20 protein-coding genes are annotated in these 20772 nt (G+C 53.0%); 3 read left to right on the top strand and 17 right to left on the bottom strand.

Annotated features, from left to right (window positions below; genetic code table 11):
* Nucleotides 1-10 precede the first annotated feature (10 nt).
* From Q0683_RS00400 to Q0683_RS00455, 12 genes are all read right to left on the bottom strand, one after another.
* Nucleotides 11-1351, bottom strand: coding sequence for a hemolysin family protein (locus Q0683_RS00400; RefSeq protein WP_298975645.1), 1341 nt, complete (start codon nucleotides 1349-1351; stop codon nucleotides 11-13).
* A gap of 692 nt (nucleotides 1352-2043) precedes the next feature.
* Entirely contained in the window at nucleotides 2044-3222 is a 1179-nt protein-coding gene (locus Q0683_RS00405; RefSeq protein WP_298975648.1) for a glycosyltransferase, read from the bottom strand.
* Nucleotides 3222-4268 (bottom strand): small ribosomal subunit biogenesis GTPase RsgA, encoded by a 1047-nt coding sequence (gene rsgA, locus Q0683_RS00410; protein WP_298975652.1) that lies wholly within the window; start codon nucleotides 4266-4268, stop codon nucleotides 3222-3224. Before rsgA ends, Q0683_RS00405 begins: the two co-directional genes overlap by 1 nt.
* Nucleotides 4265-4486, bottom strand: coding sequence for a sulfurtransferase TusA family protein (locus Q0683_RS00415; RefSeq protein WP_149817527.1), 222 nt, complete (start codon nucleotides 4484-4486; stop codon nucleotides 4265-4267). Before Q0683_RS00415 ends, rsgA begins: the two co-directional genes overlap by 4 nt.
* Before the next feature lie 24 nt (nucleotides 4487-4510).
* The gene (locus Q0683_RS00420) at nucleotides 4511-5359 is read right to left on the bottom strand and encodes a carboxylesterase (protein ID WP_298975655.1); all 849 of its coding nucleotides are present in this window, start codon (nucleotides 5357-5359) and stop codon (nucleotides 4511-4513) included.
* 15 nt (nucleotides 5360-5374) lie between these two features.
* On the bottom strand, nucleotides 5375-7630 hold the full coding sequence (gene pflB, locus Q0683_RS00425; RefSeq protein WP_298614838.1) for a formate C-acetyltransferase: 2256 nt from the start codon (nucleotides 7628-7630) through the stop codon (nucleotides 5375-5377).
* A 313-nt stretch (nucleotides 7631-7943) separates the two neighbouring features.
* Nucleotides 7944-8981 (bottom strand): tRNA dihydrouridine synthase DusB, encoded by a 1038-nt coding sequence (gene dusB, locus Q0683_RS00430; RefSeq protein ID WP_298614840.1) that lies wholly within the window; start codon nucleotides 8979-8981, stop codon nucleotides 7944-7946.
* Between the two features lie 14 nt (nucleotides 8982-8995).
* Nucleotides 8996-9955, bottom strand: a complete 960-nt coding sequence (locus Q0683_RS00435; protein WP_298614843.1) for a glycosyltransferase family 2 protein — start codon at nucleotides 9953-9955, stop codon at nucleotides 8996-8998.
* On the bottom strand, nucleotides 9946-10851 hold the full coding sequence (locus tag Q0683_RS00440; RefSeq protein ID WP_298975658.1) for a glycosyltransferase family 2 protein: 906 nt from the start codon (nucleotides 10849-10851) through the stop codon (nucleotides 9946-9948). Before Q0683_RS00440 ends, Q0683_RS00435 begins: the two co-directional genes overlap by 10 nt.
* 4 nt (nucleotides 10852-10855) lie before the next feature.
* Nucleotides 10856-11740, bottom strand: coding sequence for an alpha-1,2-fucosyltransferase (locus Q0683_RS00445; RefSeq protein WP_298975660.1), 885 nt, complete (start codon nucleotides 11738-11740; stop codon nucleotides 10856-10858).
* Nucleotides 11741-11755: 15 nt separating this feature from the next.
* The gene (locus tag Q0683_RS00450; protein ID WP_298975663.1) at nucleotides 11756-12811 is read right to left on the bottom strand and encodes a glycosyltransferase family 10 domain-containing protein; all 1056 of its coding nucleotides are present in this window, start codon (nucleotides 12809-12811) and stop codon (nucleotides 11756-11758) included.
* A complete protein-coding gene (locus Q0683_RS00455; protein ID WP_366142497.1) occupies nucleotides 12798-13580 on the bottom strand; it encodes a TIGR00297 family protein in 783 nt (260 codons plus the stop codon). Before Q0683_RS00455 ends, Q0683_RS00450 begins: the two co-directional genes overlap by 14 nt.
* Before the next feature lie 22 nt (nucleotides 13581-13602).
* On the opposite strand from Q0683_RS00455, the gene Q0683_RS00460 reads away from it, so the two are divergent.
* Entirely contained in the window at nucleotides 13603-14448 is an 846-nt protein-coding gene (locus Q0683_RS00460) for a metal ABC transporter permease (protein ID WP_298614858.1), read from the top strand.
* Between the two features lie 74 nt (nucleotides 14449-14522).
* Nucleotides 14523-15785, top strand: a complete 1263-nt coding sequence (gene ftsZ / locus Q0683_RS00465) for a cell division protein FtsZ (RefSeq protein WP_298975667.1) — start codon at nucleotides 14523-14525, stop codon at nucleotides 15783-15785.
* Nucleotides 15786-15827: 42 nt separating this feature from the next.
* On the opposite strand, the gene Q0683_RS00470 is transcribed toward ftsZ, so the two are convergent.
* Nucleotides 15828-16694 (bottom strand): SDR family oxidoreductase, encoded by an 867-nt coding sequence (locus Q0683_RS00470; protein WP_298614862.1) that lies wholly within the window; start codon nucleotides 16692-16694, stop codon nucleotides 15828-15830.
* 6 nt (nucleotides 16695-16700) lie between these two features.
* A complete protein-coding gene (locus Q0683_RS00475) occupies nucleotides 16701-17534 on the bottom strand; it encodes a fatty acid desaturase (protein WP_298617363.1) in 834 nt (277 codons plus the stop codon).
* 320 nt (nucleotides 17535-17854) lie between these two features.
* On the opposite strand from Q0683_RS00475, the gene Q0683_RS00480 reads away from it, so the two are divergent.
* Nucleotides 17855-18052, top strand: coding sequence for a DUF2949 domain-containing protein (locus tag Q0683_RS00480; RefSeq protein WP_298614864.1), 198 nt, complete (start codon nucleotides 17855-17857; stop codon nucleotides 18050-18052).
* A gap of 29 nt (nucleotides 18053-18081) precedes the next feature.
* Here the strand turns inward: Q0683_RS00480 and Q0683_RS00485 are convergent, their stop codons facing one another.
* From Q0683_RS00485 to Q0683_RS00495, 3 genes are all read right to left on the bottom strand, one after another.
* Nucleotides 18082-18528, bottom strand: coding sequence for a hypothetical protein (locus Q0683_RS00485; RefSeq protein ID WP_298975672.1), 447 nt, complete (start codon nucleotides 18526-18528; stop codon nucleotides 18082-18084).
* A 102-nt stretch (nucleotides 18529-18630) separates the two neighbouring features.
* Nucleotides 18631-19626 carry an adenosylcobinamide-phosphate synthase CbiB gene (gene cbiB / locus Q0683_RS00490; RefSeq protein ID WP_298975675.1) on the bottom strand — a complete coding sequence of 332 codons (996 nt, stop codon included), beginning with the start codon at nucleotides 19624-19626 and terminating at the stop codon, nucleotides 18631-18633.
* Between the two features lie 38 nt (nucleotides 19627-19664).
* Nucleotides 19665-20735: a Fe(3+) ABC transporter substrate-binding protein gene (locus Q0683_RS00495; RefSeq protein ID WP_298617359.1), complete on the bottom strand. Its 1071-nt coding sequence runs from the start codon at nucleotides 20733-20735 to the stop codon at nucleotides 19665-19667.
* Nucleotides 20736-20772 lie beyond the last annotated feature (37 nt).

Below are 20772 nucleotides of genomic sequence, written 5' to 3' on the forward strand. Positions count from 1 at the left end.
CTGGTTTTTGTCAATCCTTGTCCTTTGGGTTGCCCTCATCGGCGAGGGTATCATAGCTCACCAGTTCGGTCACGAGTACTTTATCGACACGATTGCCATCCATATCCACCACTTCAAAGCGCAGTCCATCGGTTTCAATGTAATCTCCCGACTGGGGAATGCGGCCAAAAAGGGTAATGATTAGACCGCCAAGGGTGTGGTAGTTTGCCGTGTCCTCCTCGGGCAAGGTTTCCCGCCGCAGCAACTCCTTGAGTTCATAGGTGGACAGCAGACCATCCAATAGCCAAGACCCATCCTCCCGCTGAATGATTTGTGGTTCTTCCCCTTCCTCATCGGGCAACGTGCCAATAATTGCTTCTGTGAGATCGTTGAGGGTCACCAGCCCTTCAATTCCTCCATACTCGTCGGTAATTAGAGCCATGTGCTGACTCGATTGGCGAAAGAGTTCAAGGACATCGAGGGCCGGTAGACCTTCAGGGACAAACAGCGCTGGTTGTAAAAGCTGGCGGAGATCAATGGGTTGCTGCGTTAAGCGGGCAGCTAAAAAGTCCTTGGCGGAAATAATCCCCAAGCAGTGATCAATCGTTTCTTCAGCCACGGGAAAGCGGGAGTGGGAACTGGCCAGAATCTCCGCTTCAATTTCCTCAAGGGGAGATTCAATATCTAGCCAGACAATATCGGTACGGGGGGTCATGATAGACTGAATCGGGCGATCGCCCAAGTTAAAGATGCGCGCCACCATGTCCTGCTCGGCCACCTCAAAGAGACCTGCCCGTGCCCCCTGCTCAATCAAAACTTTAATTTCATCCTCCGTGACGGTTTGTTCTGCGCTGGGAGCAATCCCCAGGAGTTGCAGGATGGTATCTGTGGAAACACTGAGTAAATGCACAACCGGGGCTGCTAATCTCGTCAGCCATGTCATCGGTTTGGCAATGTTGCAGGCGATCGCCTCCGGATACGTCATGGCAATGCGCTTTGGGACTAGTTCGCCAATCACAAGGGAAAGATAAGTGATACCCGTCACCACCAGGGCAATACTGAGGGGCTGACTGTACTGCCCTAGCCAAGGTACAGAACTGAGAACTGCCTGTAAGCGCTGCGCCAAGGTTGCTCCCCCCACTGCCCCACTCAGAATACCAATGAGGGTAATTCCAATTTGAATAGTGGAGAGAAAACTATTGGGAGAGTTGGCTAATTTCAGTGCCGCTCTGGCTTTGCGTTTACCCCGTTTTGCCAGTTGTTCGAGGCGGACTTTGCGAGCAGAGACCACTGCGATTTCAGCACCAGCAAAAATGCCATTGGCGATGATCAGCAGCAGCACAAATAAAATTTCTAAGGCAGCGGCAGACATTGCAGCTATGCTTCTAGGGGTAACCCCAGATATACAGTCTTGGTTGGCATCGTCGGTCGTCAGGCTGATTCAAGAGACTGCTCCTTTACTGCCGATGTTGTTTCCATGATGCTAAATAGATTGCTCCTCTGTCAGTGGTATTAACCTGTGGGGGGAATGTAATTCCGTCATCAGGCAGTTGTGGCTGTTTTCAGGCTGTGCCAGCCTATTCCAAGGGGCTGTATAGCAGTCAGGATACTGGAATCTGGGAGACTCTACAAGGGGGAGAGGGGCACTCAGGGAATCTCAGAATAGACGGGATGTTTCCCTAGCTAGCCAATCCACGAGCGGCTTCAACGCTTCCTTACCCTAGGGGCGATCGCGATTCTGGTGCTGTTGATTGTTGCTTTTCTTTGGAGCGAGGAGGCACCCCGGTCAACTGCTGACCCACTCTGACCAGATCAATGAGTTCTTGAGTTCTACTTTATTGAGCCAAGATTGAGCCAAGGCACTAACCCTCTATGGCCTCTCATTTCCTGCCGTTAGTGCTGGGGTCAGTGAGTCCAGCAGCGGTCATTCCGACAATCCAGTGCTCCTGGTGGGGGGTCACTGCCACACTCAAGAAGTGCTGCTCACCCCTCCTCCCACGGCCTTTCAGGCGCTTGACCCCCGTGACCCGCTCATTGTCATGGCCTATCGCCCCATCTATCCATCTATGACTTATGCGGATAAACCCGTCCTTTCCAAGCACCCCCTTGACCTTGCCAGTGGCGACGAGCCGAATCCAGTGTCATTAGCGTATAGAGGAAGGCAATCACGGGTAGTGTGAGTGCCCAAGTGCTATTGAGGCCATAGAAACGAACCGTTGGCCCGTAGGCGATCGCCATCCCCCCCCAGGTGAGTCCCCCCATGGCGGCCAAAGGCAGCGATTGACTAATGAGACCAATACCAAGGGCAAGGGGAGGCCACAAATACACCACTGTCATGCCAATCACGGTTCCCGCCAGCCAGAGGGGGGAATAGGACAACTGCGTATAGGCGGTGCGCGCCACCATCTGCCAAATACTGCCGAGGGTATTGTAGGCTCGCAGACTCACGGTGGTCGGTGTTAGCCCCAACCAAATGCGGTAGCCCGCTTGCTTCACAGCGGTGGCCAAAGCACAATCGTCAATCAGGGCATCGCGAATACAGGCCATGCCACCAATCTTATCCAGCGCCACAGGATCGATCAAAATACAACCGCCGGCAGCGGCAGCCGTGGAGCGCTGCGGATCGTTGACCCAGCGGAATGGATAAAGCTTGGCAAAGAAGAAGACAAAGGCAGGAATGAGTAATTTTTCCCAGACACTTTGGCAGCGCAGTTTCACCATCAGGGAGACAAGGGCGCACTGTTGCTGACGGGCGTGGGCGACCAATTGGCGCAAATTTTGGCGATCATGGGCAATGTCGGCATCGGTGAGGAGCAAGTAATCGGGGGCAAAGGCACGGGCTGCCTCAATGCCTTGGGACAGTGCCCAGAGCTTGCCAGACCAACCCCTAGGGAGGGGGGCACCTTGCAGCACCGTCAGGCGATCGCCCTTCCCCAGTTCCAGAGCCGTTTGGCGGGCAATCTCCTCTGTGCCATCCGCGCTTTGATCGTCCACCACAATCAGGTGCAGAGTTCCTGGGTAGTCCTGTTCTAGGAGCGATCGCACACTGGCACCAATGACGGCTGCTTCGTTGCGGGCCGGAACCACGGCAACAACCGTTGGCCAATCCCTGAGGTCTCCTCCTTGGAGTCGTTGATCTAGGCGCCAAAACTGTCCCCAAAAGAGCAGCAGGACTAGCCAGATCAGGAGGGCAAGACCCGTTAGACCCAACAGAAGTAAGGTGAACACAGGAGGCATGGTCATCACAGTTCGCTATCGAGGACTTCTTCAGCCATGGGATGAAGATGCTGATGTTGCTGTCGGCGCGATCGGCGGCGATATTTTTTCGGATCTAAAAGGGGTTCAAGGCGCTGCTGACCTTGGCTGTCACTCTTGGCCTTGACGCGGGGCGTATTTCCTAGGGATGGCTCTGAACTGGCCGTTGCTTCTAGCTCATGCAAATACTCAAGGTAGAGGGGATAGCGTTCCCAATCACCGCGTACACAGCAGCCCGGCTCCTGATCGTGGCGACAGTTATCAAAGAGGCACTGACCCTTGCTGAGGCGTTGGCGAATCTCTGGAAAAGCTGCCGCCAGTTGCTGAGGGTCTGGGGGTAGTTCGGGCTGATTAAAGCCCGGCGTATCGGCAATCCAGCCCCCCTCTGGCAGGGGAAACAGTTCCACATGGCGAGTGGTGTGCCGCCCGCGGTGCCAGTGATCGGAGACCGCGCCCACCCGAATTGCCTCCCAAGGGAGAAGCTGGCGGATCAGGCTACTTTTGCCTACGCCCGACGGGCCACAGACAACAGTGATTTTGTGGGCCAGACGCGGTTGTAGGCACTGCCAACTGTTCCCCGCAGTGAGGCAAATAACATCACAACTGTAGCCCCATTGCTGCAGGCGATCGCGCCACTGCTGTTGCACCTGCGGCGACACTAAATCCGCTTTGGTGAAAACCACGTGGATCTCAACCTTCAGTCCCTCGGCGGTCAAGAGAAATCGGGTGATTTGATGCACATCGGCAGGGGGATCAGCCAAGGCAAATAAGAGCAGGATTTGATCCACATTGGCGATCGCCGGTCGGTGCAATTGATTGCGGCGAGGCAAAATCTCGGCGATCGCTCCCCGCTGTCCTTGCCAGTCGGGATGGCTCATGACAACCCAATCCCCCACGCACACCTGTTGCCCCATCTTTTTTAGGCGGGCGCGACGCACACACAGTAGCTCCTCAATGCCATTGACGGGTTCCCGCAGGCGGACACGGTAGTAATTGGCCTGAACGGCTCGCACCAAGCCCACCAGATCACTCATGCGGGACGCTGCACCTGAAGGGCAAAATAGTCCTGTCGCGGCTCAATCCCAAGGACATCGTAGCCCGCCATCCGCAAACTATCCGGCACCTGCTCAATGGGTTCTCCCGCATCCAACCACACCTCAAGGGGCTGCTGGGGGGGCAACTGTTGCAGGCGCAGTTTTGTGCGCACAAAGTTCAAAGGACAGGGTGTTCCCCGTAGATCCAATGTTTCCATGGCAAGGCAAGTAACCAACTGCAACTATCTTCCCAAAAAGGCGACCACCTTGGCGAATACCTGCTCCCGCTCCACATCTAGGGGTAGCAAATGATCTGAATCCTTAAGCCAGTGCAATTCCTTTTGGGAGCCGCCCAGTTGGTCGTAGATGATTTGGGCGCCTTGGGGAGCCACGACGGTGTCACCACGGCTTTGGAGAATGAGTGTGGGGATGGTGATCCTCGGCAATTCCTGTTCCACTTGGGCAATGAGGTCGAGGGCACTGCGCACGGCTTGGAGGTTAAAACTTTTGAAAAAACAGGCCGCTTCCGCCGCTTGGCGCAGGGCGCGATCCCGAATCGGCAGGTGCCGCCGCGGCAACCAAGGAATCCACCGCCCAAGGGACTGCACAAGCTTCTCTGGAGCAACGGGACAAAACCAAGGCCGATAGATCCGCAAAAATGGGGCAAGAAGCACCAAGGCATCAACGGCAAAGTGACAGGCCAGATGCAGAGCTAGGGTTCCCCCTGTGGAAAAGCCAATCACCACCACCTTAGGGTAGCGGTCTCGCAGAGCCTGAAAAGCGGTGACAACGGCCTCATACCACTGCTGCCAAGTCGAGGCAGGCATGGGGGCGCGGCGGCGATCGTGCCCCGGATAGAGGATGCCCTCAACAGTCCAGCCCGCTTTGTGGAGAACCTGTGCCAGAGGTTGCAGTTCATACGTGCCGCCCCCCAAGCCATGGAGAAGCAAACAGGCGCGATCGCCCTCGGCGTGATCATAGAAAAAGGGAAGATTAAGCAGTGTTACCAATGCACTCGAGCACCATACGTTACCACCATAAAAATCTACCCCGATCGCCAGAGCAACCGAGGTAGAGGACGCGACGTTCATTTAGGCGTAGTGAGCCTAAAAGCGTTCATGGAACGTGCGGTTAATCACATCCAACTGTTGTTCGCGGGTGAGTTTAATGAAGTTTACCGCATAACCGGAGACACGGATGGTGAGTTGCGGGTACAGTTCAGGGTGATCCATGGCATCCAACAACATTTCACGGTTTAACACGTTGACGTTGATGTGGAAGCCCTGATCGTGGATGTACCCGTCCAGCAGATTCACCAAGTTGCTGATTTGATCTTCCCGCGTCTTGCCAAGGGCACTGGGCACGATGGAGAACGTGTTGGAGATGCCATCTTGGGCATGGACATAGGGCAGCTTGGCCACCGAGGCCAGTGAGGCGATCGCCCCTTTCGTGTCCCGACCATGCATGGGGTTAGCTCCCGGAGCAAACGGCTGACCCGCTTTGCGCCCATCGGGGGTATTCCCCGTTTTCTTGCCATAGACCACGTTAGAGGTAATCGTGAGGATGGATTGGGTGGGCACAGCGTTGCGGTAGGTTTTGTGTTTGCGGATTTCATTCATGAAGGTTTCCACCACCCATACCGCAAGGCTATCCACGCGATCGTCGTTGTTGCCATATTTGGGGAAATCACCCTTGATCTCGTAGTCCACCGCCAGTCCCTCGGCATTGCGAATCACTTTCACCTCGGCGTACTTGATGGCCGAGAGGGCATCCGCCACCACCGACAGACCCGCCACCCCACAGGCCATTGTGCGGAAGACATCGCGATCGTGGAGTGCCATTTCTAGCCGCTCGTAGCAATACTTATCGTGCATGTAGTGGATGACGTTGAGGGTATTCACATATACCTTCGCCAACCACGCCATCACTTGCTCAAAGCGCGGCAGCACTTCCTCCCACTTCAGCGTGTCAGCGGTAATCGGCGCAAACATGGGCGCCACTTGCTCACCTGAGATTTCATCCCGGCCGCCGTTAATGGCATAGAGGAGAGCTTTGGCGAGGTTCACCCGTGCCCCGAAGAACTGCATCTGTTTGCCGACCCGCATTGCTGACACGCAGCAGGCGATCGCATAGTCATCGCCCCAGTAAGGACGCATCAAGTCATCGTTTTCGTACTGGATGGAGCTGGTGTCAATCGAAACTTGGGCACAGAAGCGTTTGAAGGCCTCCGGCAAGTTTTCCGACCACAGCACCGTCAAGTTGGGTTCAGGAGCAGGACCTAGGGTGTAGAGGGTATTGAGGATGCGAAAACTGGTTTTCGTCACCAACGGGCGACCGTCCAGCCCCATTCCCGCAATGGATTCCGTGACCCAGGTGGGATCGCCAGAGAAGAGTTCATTGTACTCCGGCGTGCGCAGGAAGCGTACCATCCGCAGTTTCATCACAAAGTGGTCAATCCACTCTTGGATGTCGGCTTCTGTGGCAGTGCCACGGCGCAAATCCCGTTCAAAGTAGATGTCAAGGAAGGTTGAAACCCGTCCCAGGGACATGGCGGCGCCATTTTGTTCTTTGACAGCAGCCAGGTAGCCAAAGTAGAGCCACTGTACCGCCTCTTTGCCATTGGCCGCAGGCCGCGAAATATCAAAGCCATAGCTGGCGGCCATTTCCTTGAGTTCCTTGAGGGCTTTGATTTGCTCAGAAAGTTCTTCCCGCAGGCGGATGGTTTCTTCGTCCATGACATCCACTTCTAGGGAGGCCTGCTGAGCCTGTTTGTCGGCAATTAGGCGATCCACCCCATAGAGAGCGACGCGGCGATAGTCGCCAATAATCCGACCCCGACCATAGGCATCCGGCAGGCCTGTAATGATCCCCGATTTACGGCAGCGGCGCATTTCGGGAGTATAGGCATCAAAGACCCCATCGTTGTGGGTTTTACGATATTTGGTGAAGATTTCCTTCGTGCGCGGATCTAACTCATAGCCATAGGCCTTGAGGGCGGTTTCCACCACGCGAATGCCACCAAAGGGCATGATGGCTCGTTTCAGGGGCTTATCGGTTTGCAGACCAACGATTTGCTCTAATTCGCGATCGATGTAGCCCGGTGCGTGGGCTGTAATCGAAGAGGGGACGCTGGTATCGGCATCCAAGACACCTTTTTCTCGCTCCTGTGCCATCAGGTCGCGCACTTTTGCCCAGAGTTGCTGGGTGCGATCGCTCGCCCCTACGAGGAAAGAGCCATCCCCCGTGTAGGGGGTATAGTTGCGTTGAATAAAGTCGCGCACATCAATGCGTTTAACCCAATCGCCCCCTATAAATCCTTCCCATGCCACTTCGGGCAGTTCTGTGTAACGTGTACAGTTCATAAGCGTATTCCTCAATTAAGCATGCAGCACTGTTTAGCGATCGCCTTTTCCTTCTCGCGATCGCGATTTCTAACTCGCAAGAACCTACTAACTGCAAAACTGTAAACGGATGAAAAACTTACACCTAGAAAGCTTGGCTCATAAGCCACACTCAGCTATATTCTTGTAGGCTCAGCCCCCTCAGCTTTTTTGCGGTGCTTACACCTACACCTTCATTTTCATTATACCCCCTGAGTCCTGGAGGCTGATTTCTAGAAAGTTTTTATGAAGTCTTTACAAAAATCAAAATTTTTTCTCACGAGTTTAGGTTAGTTTAGGCGGCGATCGCCTCCCTTTCTGCAGATCTCTGCAAGCGCTCAATTGCTGCATCGAGTAAGGCTAAACCCGCTTCTAGAGTTTCAATCCGACAGAGTTCACTCCGCAGTTCTGCGGCATCCGCAAAGCCCTTGGCGTACCACGTCAGATGTTTACGCGCCTGCCGAATGCCCCGTTCCCCCTTGTATTCCCAAAGGGCAATAAGATGATCCCGCGCACATTGCAGACGCTCCACCACCGTTGGCGCAGGCCGCAGTTCCCCGGTTTTCAAAAAGTGATCAATTTCCCCCACCAAGAAAGGATAGCCCATTGTTCCCCGCGAGCACATCACTCCATCCGCCCCCGTTTGCTCCAAGCAGCGCACCGCCGCCTCTACGGAGAAAATATCACCGTTGGCAATCACGGGAATCCTGACGCACTCTTTCACTCGTGCAATCCACTCCCAGCGGGCGGGGCCGTTAAAGCCTTGGGCACGAGTGCGCCCATGAACCGTAATCATGGCTGCGCCAGCGTCTTCCATTGCTTTGGCAAAATCGAGAATATTAATCTCCTCGTCGCTCCAGCCAATCCGCGTTTTCACAGTAACCGGTACTGGTACAGCTTCTGAGACGGTGCGCACAATCGTGGCTGCTAGTTTCACATCCCGCAGCAGGGAGGAACCGCCGCCGTTCTTAGTAATTTTATTCACAGGACATCCCATGTTAATGTCCACGGTATCGGCACCTTCGGCCACGGCCTTGAGGGCTGCCTCTGCCAAAAAATCTGGCCGGCAGTCAAAGAGCTGAATACTAATGGGGTGCTCATTAGCATCCACTTCCATAATCCGGGGCAGTGTTTTCAGATAGTGCAACCCGGAAGCACTGACCATCTCTGTGTACATCATTGAGTGCGGGGCATAGCGGCGCACCAGGCGCCGAAACACCAAGTCAGTTACCCCCGCTAAAGGAGACTGAAACACCCGACTGTGCAGGGTGAGAGACCCAATCTGTAAAGGGGGTGCCACGCGGGCTTTTAGCTCAGGGGAGAGGGTTAGCATCTCTGCACACAGGTTCAGTGGTGCCCAAGTACTTGCTCTCGATAGGCTGAATAAACTGCCTGCACATTATACCAATTCAAAAAGATGCGAGCCACTTCAAGGGCAGCTCGGGGGCGATTATTGCGGATAAGCCATTGAAGAAGGGGAGCCATTGTTTTTTCATTGAGGATTCCCCATAGGGATAAAACTGCCCAGAGGAAATAGTGAAAGGGGGTCATTTGAATCATGAGCCTGACTTCCCAAGTGGGATGTTTTTTGTAGAATAAAACGGCCATTTTTCCCCTTTCGATTTCTTTTTGAATTAGCGCCGGAACCTGATCGAGAGTAAAGGGGGGATGCCAGTGGTAGCCGACGGCCTTAGGGCATTTGAGTAGTCGCAACCCCAATTGCTTTAGGCGAACCCCTAGTTCCAAGTCTTCCCAGCCGTAAAGTTGAAACTGAGTGTCGAACAAACCTGCCTCTTCTAGCCAATGGCGGGCGATCGCTACATTCCCTGTCGCAAAATAAGCCGCTGAAAAATCAGTGATCTTATATGGCTCTGAAGTTGGTTCTTCAAAATTACAGGTATTAATCACGCGACCATAGGAAAAAGCAGGAACAGCCAGCAGATCGGCAATGCCCAAACGTTTCTTTTCCTCAAGCAGCCGTCGCAGATGTGCCTCAATAAAGCCTGCAGTGACCACCAAGTCACTATCAATAAAAATAATCCATTCCCCTTGTGCATGTTGCAGACCTAAATTGCGCGCCGCTGCTGGACCGCAGTGCTCCTGTTGCAGGTATTTCAAATGGGGCAGTGAGGCAGTAGTTACCTGAAGCCATGCCAGTGTGCCATCCGTCGAGCCATCGTCCACGACAATCACCTCATAGCCCCTCAGGCCAATATCCTCTGTCCAAGTCTGTTCTGTAATTGCCTTAACACACTTCTGGAGAATGGGTAACCGATTGTAGGTTGGAATAATCACACTTAGAAACATCGGGAAACGCCTTTTGCCAAAGGTGATCCAAGCCGTGTTAGAGCAAGCTCCAGTTCATGAGCACACCAGCGAAACAGCCCCGCTGTTCCTAAACGCTTTCTGGCTTCAGGATCTTGACAGGCCTGCCTTAGCAACTGAGCAGCACGCCACCATGTCCAAGGGTGAGCATTGGTCACTCTTGCCTGCTCTGCCGACCAGCCTAACTTTTTCTGTAATAAAGCTTGCCAATGACGATGTCGAATGCAACTGGATTGGTAAATCCTAGTGCTGCGATCAGATCGCGATCTCTGTCTGTGATGAATCCGATACATCAGGAGAGGTTCTGGAACATTGCCCATCTTGGCGCCTGCTGCCCACGCTCGCTGCCATAGGTCGTAGTCTTGACAAAGAAAATCTTGAAGATACTGCAGGGAGTTGAGTATTTCTTTTTTAGCAACCACAGAAGGATGACCAAAAGGGACACCAAATAGCAGCTCCACCTCACAACCTTCATGGGAAATTGGATAGCGCCACAGTCCTCGCCCCTGTCCGGTGAGGGTAAGAAATGTTCCACAAATATCCAATTGATATTGGTGAATCCACTTTAATTGTTTCTCTAGACGTTCAGGGTGGGCAATGTCATCCCCGTCCATGCGGGCAACATAGTCTCCTTTTGCTTGGGCAAGAAGTTCGTGGAGTGTCGGCACCAGCCCTTGGTGGTCACGACTCAGAAACGTCACCTTGGGGTTGCCTTGAATATGAGCGGCAATCACCTCGGCAGAGCCATCCGTTGAACCATCATCCAGAATCAAGAGTTCAAAATCTTGGTAGGTTTGCTGAAGAATTGACTGAACAGCTGCTCCGATGTACCGAGCTTGATTATAAACTGGCAAGATTACCGAGACTGTAGGTGCCATCAGACTACATCCTTAACCAAGTGTTAGGAATCAAATCCTCAGTATTCCGTCCTTCGACGGCAAACCACTGCTGAGGAGCAATGACTATTTTGTTGGTGAAAGAGTTTAGCCAAGCCCCCCACCAGCTAAAGGTACTGTTGGCAATGATATGGTGTTTGCAAGCACTCATAAGTCGCAGGTCATTATAACTTTCACCGCCACAATTGTGCTCCACAAAGTAGTGAGAAGCCGGAAGGCGGAGGTGTTCCTTTGCCCAAGTAATTTCATCGGAGAAGATAAAAAAGGTTGGCTCCTCCAGTTGCTCTGTCAAGTATCTAATTGCCCTGTGGTAATAGGTCAAGGGTAACAGGCCATGCACGTTCCGCGTTACTTTTTCTGAAGCGTAGTCACCACGGCGGATGTGGATGCTTACGGCATTGCAGGCTTTGATTCTTTGGAGCCAATCTTGATTTACCTCAGAAAGGGGCTGGCAAAAAGTAAAGTCTTGGCGCAGAGTGGCAGCAATTTCCTGAAAGTATTTTTCTGACTGCCAGTAACCAACAAGATAGGCTTTGTCGGGAATCTCCCAAATTTTGGGCCAGTAATGAAAATGGGGTTCAACAATCAGTTGCGGACATAGAAAACGGCGGATGGCAGACTGCTGTTGGGCAAGTCCTCCCATCCCTGGCAGGGCACACCACCCCAACACTGATCGAATGTGGGCAGCAGTAGCAATTTCGCCAGCACAGTTGAAAATGCGCTTTAGCTCAAATCCCTGATGCTTTTTATAGGTTCTGTAGGGGGAAATATCCAGATACAGAGGGACTTTCTTGCGGATTGCCAGCGACCTTGCCACAGCATACTGAAACATTTGGTTGCCTAAGCCGCCTATCAGATTGACGATGATCATTATTTCGACTGTTGACTATTTATGAATAGCGCTGACTTGAGCCAAAATGCTGCAAACGATGGTCTCCACAAAGTAAGCAATGGAAAACCGTTCTGCTTGAGGAGAGTGCAAAAAATCCCAAATCCCCTGCTGGTAGCCTCTATAGGTTTCTTCTGACATTGTTTTAAGAAAGTTGTATAAAGATTTGTAGGAAGAAAAATCTCTGCGGTCAATAAAACAGGCCTTAGGAATGTACTCGGTAATGTCTGGTGCCCCCCAATAGATCGGCACGTTGCCGGCACAAAAGGCATCAAAGATTTTCTCTGTGACATAACCGCGAAAAATGGCGTTTTCGTAAACAATGGAGAAGCGGGACTGCCTCAACACTTCAGCTTTTGTAGGTGCAACGCCCCGCCAAGATGGAAACGGAGGGGATGGTCGGCGGAACCGCCGTTTTTCTAGGGCGTGAATGATCCCCCCAACCACCGGCTGTCGGGCTGATCGATCCCAACCATAACCATACAGGGCAAAGTCCTGTGGTGCATAGCGCTCAAACCAGCGAATCGCTCTAACTCGCTCGCGGTACAGATCTCGATGGGGTGCCCACCAAGCTAGAGCCTTGTTGCTGTTAATTAAAACCACTAGCTGAGACCGCTCTCCATAACCATCTACACCACCTGTTACCTTTAATGGGTGAGGTAATTGAATTCGCTGAGCCTGTTTGATGGTTATGTCGGGGTTCCAAGTGAAGACAGTTTGATAGCGCTGCAATAAGCATTTCTGCCCATTGGCTGGATGGATCAATGGATGTTCAGTAAGAATTACAAATTTTGGAGCATCGGAGTGTGGAAACTGGACATTCAAATGGAGTTCAAAATCCGGCTCGTCACACCCTTCGTCGAGGCCAACTAGTTCAACGCCTTGAACACGAAACCTCTCCCGCAGAGCAACCCAAGGTTGTGTCAATCCATCTGGAGACGCATTCGGATCAAAAAACTGTGCTGTCGGAATATCAGGATAGACAAAAAGACCAGTTAATTTTCGCTTTGTCATAAACCCCCAAGTGTCAGTAATCTGCTTACGAACCTGCAAAAACGACTCCCATCGCTCCCAACGCCCCCACAGTTGTGTTGATGATGTTCACGACCTCATTGCTTAACCAAGGATAGCGTTCTTGAAGGGTTGCTCCCACTAGACTCTCCACAAGATTGGCTAGAAAAGCAGCAAGGATACAAATGGGGATGGCGATCGCCCCCATCAAGCCCACACCCCAGCCTAGCACAGCAATAACCGCTGCACCGCCAATCCCCGCCAAGGTTCCCTCAAGACTGACGGCGCCCTCTGTCCCTCGCGGCACGGGCTTTAGGGTAGTGATGAGAAAGGTGCGTTGGCCATAGGCTTTGCCCACCTCACTGGCACAGGTGTCCGAGAGCTTAGTGCTAAAACTAGCCACAAACCCCACCCAAAATAACTCCCGCCATTGGGGAAACAACAGAACAAGGAGTGCACAGACGGTGCCTGTGAAGGCTGACCCCCAGACGTTCTCCGGTCCCCGTGCCCCTGAGCGTTTTTCGGCAATGCCTGCGGCCTCTTTTTCTGCCATGCCGAGGCGGGTGACGGCTGAACCGACCAAGAAATAGACCATGACAATGAGATAGCCCTGCCAGCCCAATGTGCCCCAAATCAGCACCCCCAAGAGCCACGCATGGAAGAGTCCTGCTAGGGTAAGTAATTTTTGCCGCACCAAGAGGGCGATCGCCCCAAGGAAGGTATTCACCAACACCCCCGTCCACCAAGGGTTCAGCCACAGAATGCCATCCACGAGAACTGCCCTCCGAGTGTACTGGCAGCACCTTATCATACTTTTCAGGCCTAGGGGACAAATGATGATCACTTGGCTACTGGAGCCACTGCAACACGCATTTATGGTCAAGGCGCTGGGGGTAAGTACCCTTGTGGGCTGTGTGTGTGCCGTATTGTCTTGTTTTTTAACCCTGAAGGGCTGGGCCTTGATGGGAGATGCGGTATCCCATGCGGTACTCCCCGGCGTAGTTTTGGCCTACTGGCTGGGACTGCCTTTTGCCCTAGGTGCTTTTCTCTTCGGTCTGATGGCAGTTACCCTTATTGGATTTATTCAGCAGCAAACGCGAGTTAAAGAGGATACAGTCATCGGTCTAGTCTTCACAGGCTTTTTTGCCTTGGGGCTGGTGTTGCTCTCGAAAACTGCCAGCAGCGTTGACCTCATGCATATCCTCTTCGGAAATGTTTTGGGGATTAGCGATCGCGACCTCTGGCAAACCGTGATTGTAAGCCTCGTCACACTGATCACGATTGTCCTGCGGCATCGGGATTTCATCCTCTTTTGCTTTGACCCCACCCACGCCCGCACCATTGGCCTGAATACGACGCTGCTATACTATCTCCTTTTGGCTCTGCTGTCCCTAACCACTGTGGCTGCCCTACAAACCGTAGGTATCATTCTTGTCGTAGGGATGCTAATTACACCGGGGGCAACCGCCTACTTGCTGAGCGATCGCTTTGGCGTGATGGTGCTCATCGCCCTTGGGGTGGGCGGCCTCGGCAGTTTACTGGGAACCTATATTAGTTACTATCTAGATGCGTCAACTGGTGGCTGTATTGTTGTCCTACAAACAGTGATTTTTTTGCTGGTGATGATTTTTGCGCCGAAGCATGGTCTCTTGGCCAAAGCCCGCTCTCCTCTAAGTTAGGTTCATGAATTATCTTTGTGGGGTATTGCCGATGCCTTTGCTAGAGTTCATGATATAGTTGCCCCATATTTATCATGGGTGAAGACAGTTGCGTTATGGAGTCAGATCAACCCTGGCCTACAGAACGGGTTCCCTCTGAAGCCTCCACCTCCTTTGTTCAGAGAGAGGTAGGCATTGCATCTGACGACGATGGTCATGGCGCACCAACCGATGTGTTAAGGAGTTATGACAGCTTGGTGGAAACTTCAGCAGCGCGCATCAAAGTGATCGGTGTCGGTGGTGCCGGCGGCAATGCAGTAAACCGCATGATTGCCAGTAACGTCGCCGGTGTTGAGTTCTGGTGTGTGAATACCGATGCCCAAGCGCTTGCTCAATCCCAAGCCCATCGCTGCCTACAAATTGGCCAAAAACTCACCCGTGGTTTAGGAGCCGGTGGCAATCCTGCGATTGGTCAAAAAGCGGCTGAAGAATCCCGTGAGGATCTTGCTGCGGCGCTCAAAGACGCCGATTTGATCTTCATTACCTGTGGCATGGGGGGAGGTACCGGCACCGGCGCTGCGCCAATTGTGGCGGAAGTGGCCAAGGAACAGGGCGCCCTAACTGTTGCCGTTGTTACCCGCCCCTTTACGTTTGAGGGGCGGCGGCGCGCCAGTCAAGCCGATGAAGGGATTGAAGCCCTCCAAAGTCGGGTGGACACCCTAATTGTGATTCCCAATGACCGCATCCTTTCAGTTATTTCCGAGCAAACCTCGGTTCAGGATGCATTTCGCGTTGCCGATGATGTGCTGCGCCAAGGGGTGCAGGGGATTTCCGATATTATTAACTTGCCAGGGCTGATTAATGTGGATTTCGCCGATATTCGTTCTGTGATGGCCGATGCTGGTTCTGCCATGATGGGCATTGGCATTGCCTCTGGCAAGTCACGCGCCACTGAAGCCGCTGTCAGTGCAATTTCTTCACCCCTACTGGAGGGGTCTATCGAGGGTGCCAAGGGTGTGGTCTTTAACATTACGGGAGGCACAGATCTCACCCTCCATGAGGTTAATGCTGCTGCAGAGGTCATTTATAATGTGGCCGATGCCAACGCCAATATCATCTTCGGTGCCGTCATTGATCCCCAAATGCAGGGGGAAGTTCAAGTTACGGTGATTGCTACCGGATTTAGTGGGGAACCCATAAACCGCACCCGTGCCACAGCCAAAACAACGCCCCTGACGAATCGCCCCTTAACAACAGCACCTCCCCCTCCTGAGACACCTGTGCCACCACCAGAGGTTGAAGCCAAGCCCAAGCTGGACATTCCGGAGTTTCTCCAGCGACGGCGACCGAACCCCTAGCTATTCAAGGTACCCATCCCTAAAAGGGGCTAGCAAGTCACCTCAAAGACCTAATTCGCGGGCGATCGCCATTAACCCCTCGCGGTAGGAAGGATAGTAGAGCTTAACCCCTAAAACTTTCTTGATTTTCTCATTGCGCACGCGGCGGGATTCGCGCCAGAAAGACTGAGCCATGGGACTTAAGTTGGCGGCCTCTAAGGGGATAGCTGGCGGGGCGGGGCGACCCAAAAGACGATAGGCCTCAAGGAAAACAGGAAGCGACTCTGAAGGCTGATCATCACTGAGGTTGTAAATTTCGCCGGGCGTGGGTTGAACCAGCGATCGCTGGAGGGTTTGGACAATATCCGCCACATGAATTCGGCAAAAGTAGTGCCCCGGTTTGTCAATGAGTTGGACATCGCCCTTGAGAATACGAGCGAGGGGATTGCGCCCTTCGCCGGGGCCATAGATGCCGGGAAGTCGAAAGATATGGGTGGGCAGATTCGAGTTGAGAAGGGTTTGCTCAATTCTGACGCGGTGTTGTGAGCGCAAATTTTGGGGATTGACCGGCGTGGTTTCATCCACCCAACCCCCTTGGCGATCGCCATAGACCCCTGTGGTCGAAAGATAACCAAACCAGTGCAGATTGAGTTGCTCTAACTGGGGCAACAGTGCCAGCACAACCGCATCCTCCCCTTGGCGATCCGGAGGAATACTGTGGAGGATGTGAGTGACTCCCTCAAGGGCGATCGGGGCTAAGGGAACTTGCTCCCCCTGCTGCTCCCATGCAAAGGGAAAACAGGGAACAGTGCTGAGTTCTGGTGGCGCCTCTCCCCGACGATTGGTGATGACCACATCAATGCCTTGGGCTTGGAGCGATCGCGCCAACCACGTTCCCGTATAACCGCAACCGAGAATGAGAACCCGCATTGCCCTCTAGTCTTGGGAAGAGGCTGCCGGTGCATCCACCAAACGCACCTTTGTGGCCAAGCCCAGCACTTGCAAAAAGCGAATCGTGAGCCACGTTAGATCCAATTCCCACCACTGCAAGCCATGGCGTGCGGAGTACTGATGGGCATGGTGGTTATTGTGCCAACCCTCCCCAAAGGTTAACAGAGCTACCCACCAGCAATTGGTTGAGTGATCCGTAGTTTCAAACGTGCGATAGCCAAAGGTATGGGTGGCACTGTTGACCAGCCAAGTGGTGTGATAGACCGTTACAAGGCGCACAAAAATGCCCCAAATCACGAATGGCCAGCCGCCCCAGAGGTAAAGGACAATGGCCAAGACCACCTGAATCGGCAGAAAGTACTTGTCAAGAAACTGATAGACAGGATCCCCGGCAATATCTTTGGTGAAACGGGGAATCTCAGCCTCCGCCGGCACCTCACGAAACATCCATTCAATATGACTCCACCAAAAGCCCTTACGGGAATCGTGGTGATCATTCGGTTGATCTGAGTAGAGATGGTGATGGCGGTGCAGTCCAACCCACCAAATCGGCCCCCCTTGCATTGAGAGCGTGCCACAAAAAACCAAGAAATACTCTAACCATTTGGGCACTTGGAAGCTGCGATGACTGACAAGACGGTGCCAGCCAAGGGTAATCCCAATCCCCGCAGTCAGCCAGTGAAGCACAAGCGCCAGCAGGACTGCTTTCCAGCTAAACATACCGGGTAAAAAAGCAAGGAGGGCACCGAGGTGAACAAAAATAATAAAGGTCGCCGTAGGCCAGGCAATGGGGGGTTTGGCAACGGTGGCTTGGGTCATGAACACATCCGCAAAACAACTGAGTAGGCTGCTGTTCTCTCTGGGCTGAGCTTGAACAACAATCATCAGAGTTTAGTATAGCGAGCGATGGTTGAGTATCTTTACTTAGCGTGTTTTTCCCACGACGAATAATTCAGCAATCCGCTCTCTAAGTTCCCTCGGGCGGGGGAAGTCTTTTGGAAGAGTGTCCCCCAAAATGCCGGGTAGGATACCGAATAGCAGGCTGATTATTTCGTTTTCTGTGGCTTTGTAACGAAATGTTGCATTTTCTCAGATTAATCCCTAGGATATAGGGTAAGGGGTGGTAGATATTAGGAATTATGAAAACGCCACGTTGGACACGACTCATTGACTTCCTGCAGCGGGAGATGGCACTGCCCACCGCTGCCATTGACTTTGGCCTCAAGCACTGCGATAAGCAGGTGAACTTGTTACCCGTTGTTCTCTGGCAGTATGGCTTGGTCAGCCTCGAACAGCTTGACCGCATCTTCGACTGGCTAGAAACCACTCAGTTCTAGTGACGCTCTCAGAATTCTTTTATTAAGACTTAATGAATGACTGTTTCCTTAGCTACAAAGTCATAACTCTGGGAAATTCCTAACTGCTGAGGTAAAGAGATTGGACTTTGCCATCCCACGGATTGAATTGACAACAGGGGCGAAGGATTTTTGAAGGTTCCCCAGAGGTAAACTTTCTTACCCAGTAGCTCAGGGGGAACGGTAATTTTATAACTACAACCCTTATTACCAGCAGAGGACAGAGTAGCGGTAGCACCACCCATTGGAAAGCCGCCGGGGGGATGCAGTGTGGCATTAATTACAATCTCATCGCAGGAGATGGAAGGAGATTTATTGACCTTACCGATAATCGTAGGGCGCACCCGTACATTACTTGGGGATTGTAATTGCCTGATCGGGGTGGAAGCTACAGGTACAGCACGACCCACAGCGGGGTTGAGAGCAACAGCGAGGAGTAAACCTTTTTGATTTAGCATTTAGGTGCCCTTGGTGTGAGTGGAGAGAACAGTTTTCTCTAGCCCCTATGGGCTGAATACTCTTATCGTAGAGGAGCTGACTAAGGACTCCTGTAGTGGTTCTCACCGGCAATAGATGACGCTCATCACCAAAGCCAGCCCCCCTGTGATCATGAGAGTGATTAAATATACGCAACGACTCAAATGAAGGGCAGTCCTCACGGTGGTTTGATCAATCGGTTGCAGCGGTTCTCCCAAAAAGGGTTTCACTTTCACCGTGCCGCGATAAGTATTTGTGCCCCCCAAACGGATGCCCAAAGCAGCCGCATAGGCACACTCACTCCAGCCGGAATTGGGACTGGGATCTTTGGGGGCATCCCGACAACACCACTGCCATACCCGCTGCCACTGCCCGGAACAGAGGGCAACCAGAAAAACTAACAACCGACAGGGCAACCAGGTGAGAACATCCTCAGTTTTGGCAGCAAACCAGCCCCAATGAGTATAGGGCGGCTCGCGGTAACCAATCATGGAATCCAGTGTACTGGCGGCTTTATAGGCCATGACAAGGGGCAGAGGCGTGAGTTGAGGACTCATAAGGGTGGCGATCGCCCCATAAAAAAGCGGCGCCATCATGCCATCGGTGGCATTTTCACTCACGGTTTCCAGAACCGCCCGCAGAATCTCCGGCGCCTCTAGCTGAGCAGTCTCACGTCCCACATATTTAGCCAAGGACTGGCGTGCCCCCTCAAGATTGCCAGCAGCCAAAGGTTCAAGTACCTCCGTTGCTGCATCCCGCAAACTGCGACCGGCAAAGCCACTGGCAGTGCCCACCACCGCAATTCCCCAGCCCAAAAGGGGCGAGATTCTCATTCCCAAGGTGACCAATCCCCAGCTAATGAGGGCAGACCCCGTGATTAAACTGAGTGCAAGGACTGCCCCCCCCAACCGTTGTCCCCAGAAGGGCCAGCCTTGGCCATAGTTGAATGTGTTGCTGAGGGTTTGAATATACGCTCCCATCCAGCGCACTGGATGCGGCCAGCCCCACGGATCGCCAAGGCCAAAGTCAAGGAGAGCAGCACCAACAAGAATTGTGTAGGCAATAACTTGACAGGACACAGGCAGGAGCAACGGCGGCGATCGCTCATTTTAGAGCCTTAGCGCCACCCAGCCCGATCCATAATCCGCAGGGCCTCGGCATTATTGCGGCCAAAAACCGCTGCATTGACATTCTGTCCCCGGAAGTTGCCAAACCGCTGCACAATCGGATGCAAGGGTACCCCTGAGCGCACGGGATACTCAAAGTTGGCCATAGCAAACATTTCCTGAGCCTTGGGACTGACGAGGTACTCCAAAAAGCGGATGGCTGCCTGACGATTGGGGGCCCCCGCCACCACACCGGCACCACAGATATTCACGTGGGCACCGCGATCGCGCTGATTGGGGAAAAATAAGCCCACTTTCTCAGCAACTGCCCGGTCTTCTGCTTTATCTGAGGCAATTAAGCGTGCTAAATAATAGTGATTTGCAATTGCGACAGTGCCCACTCCTGCGGCACAAGCGCGAATTTGTGCGGTATCATTTCCCTCCGGCGGTCGGGCAAAGTTCTGCACCAGCCCCCGCGCCCATTCTTCCGTTTTCTTGGCCCCGTGAATCGCCAACAATGACCCTGTCAGGGATTGATTATAGATATTGCTGGAACTGCGAGTCAGAATCTGCCGCCGCCACTTGGGATTAGCGAGATCCTCATAGCTGGAGAGTTGGTCGGGATTCACTTTGGCTTTATCGTAAATGAGAACCCGTACTCGCCGCGAAAGGCCGAACCAATGTCCTTGCGGCTCCCGTAGGTTGGCCGGCACAACGCTGTTGAGAACCCTGGACTGAATGGGCTGTAAAATTCCTGCCTCTTGGGCGCGCCACAGCCGACCTGCATCCACTGTAATTAACACATCAGCAGGAGTTCGGCTGCCTTCACTGCGAATCCGTTCAATTAGAGCATCCGCTTCCGCTTCAATAATGTTCACCCGGATGCCCGTCTGCTGGGTAAAGCCGCTGTAGAGGGCTTTGTCGGTGTCGTAGTGTCGCGCCGAATAGACATTGATGACCTCCCCTGTTTGTCTCTGCTGAGCATAGCTGGATTCGGCGTCTTGATTCCAGAGGGAATGGGCAACATAGGCGGTCGCTGCAGCGCCCATGCCCAGGAAAACACGGCGACTTACTTTCTGCATAGTTGAGAATTTCTCCTAATTTCAAGCTGACAAATAT

The organism is uncultured Thermosynechococcus sp. (assembly GCF_938074695.1).
GTDB lineage: Bacteria > Cyanobacteriota > Cyanobacteriia > Thermosynechococcales > Thermosynechococcaceae > Thermosynechococcus.

Excerpts from the sequence above, each read along its gene's own strand:
- Q0683_RS00400 (WP_298975645.1), bottom strand. The coding sequence starts at position 1,351 with ATGTCTGCCGCTGCCTTAGAAATTTTATTTGTGCTGCTGCTGATCATC.
- Q0683_RS00405 (WP_298975648.1), bottom strand. The coding sequence starts at position 3,222 with ATGACCATGCCTCCTGTGTTCACCTTACTTCTGTTGGGTCTAACGGGT.
- rsgA (WP_298975652.1), bottom strand. The coding sequence starts at position 4,268 with ATGAGTGATCTGGTGGGCTTGGTGCGAGCCGTTCAGGCCAATTACTAC.
- Q0683_RS00415 (WP_149817527.1), bottom strand. The coding sequence starts at position 4,486 with ATGGAAACATTGGATCTACGGGGAACACCCTGTCCTTTGAACTTTGTG.
- Q0683_RS00420 (WP_298975655.1), bottom strand. The coding sequence starts at position 5,359 with ATGAACGTCGCGTCCTCTACCTCGGTTGCTCTGGCGATCGGGGTAGAT.
- pflB (WP_298614838.1), bottom strand. The coding sequence starts at position 7,630 with ATGAACTGTACACGTTACACAGAACTGCCCGAAGTGGCATGGGAAGGA.
- dusB (WP_298614840.1), bottom strand. The coding sequence starts at position 8,981 with ATGCTAACCCTCTCCCCTGAGCTAAAAGCCCGCGTGGCACCCCCTTTA.
- Q0683_RS00435 (WP_298614843.1), bottom strand. The coding sequence starts at position 9,955 with ATGTTTCTAAGTGTGATTATTCCAACCTACAATCGGTTACCCATTCTC.
- Q0683_RS00440 (WP_298975658.1), bottom strand. The coding sequence starts at position 10,851 with ATGGCACCTACAGTCTCGGTAATCTTGCCAGTTTATAATCAAGCTCGG.
- Q0683_RS00445 (WP_298975660.1), bottom strand. The coding sequence starts at position 11,740 with ATGATCATCGTCAATCTGATAGGCGGCTTAGGCAACCAAATGTTTCAG.
- Q0683_RS00455 (WP_366142497.1), bottom strand. The coding sequence starts at position 13,580 with ATGATAAGGTGCTGCCAGTACACTCGGAGGGCAGTTCTCGTGGATGGC.
- Q0683_RS00460 (WP_298614858.1), top strand. The coding sequence starts at position 13,603 with ATGATGATCACTTGGCTACTGGAGCCACTGCAACACGCATTTATGGTC.
- ftsZ (WP_298975667.1), top strand. The coding sequence starts at position 14,523 with ATGGGTGAAGACAGTTGCGTTATGGAGTCAGATCAACCCTGGCCTACA.
- Q0683_RS00470 (WP_298614862.1), bottom strand. The coding sequence starts at position 16,694 with ATGCGGGTTCTCATTCTCGGTTGCGGTTATACGGGAACGTGGTTGGCG.
- Q0683_RS00475 (WP_298617363.1), bottom strand. The coding sequence starts at position 17,534 with ATGACCCAAGCCACCGTTGCCAAACCCCCCATTGCCTGGCCTACGGCG.
- Q0683_RS00480 (WP_298614864.1), top strand. The coding sequence starts at position 17,855 with ATGAAAACGCCACGTTGGACACGACTCATTGACTTCCTGCAGCGGGAG.
- Q0683_RS00485 (WP_298975672.1), bottom strand. The coding sequence starts at position 18,528 with ATGCTAAATCAAAAAGGTTTACTCCTCGCTGTTGCTCTCAACCCCGCT.
- Q0683_RS00495 (WP_298617359.1), bottom strand. The coding sequence starts at position 20,735 with ATGCAGAAAGTAAGTCGCCGTGTTTTCCTGGGCATGGGCGCTGCAGCG.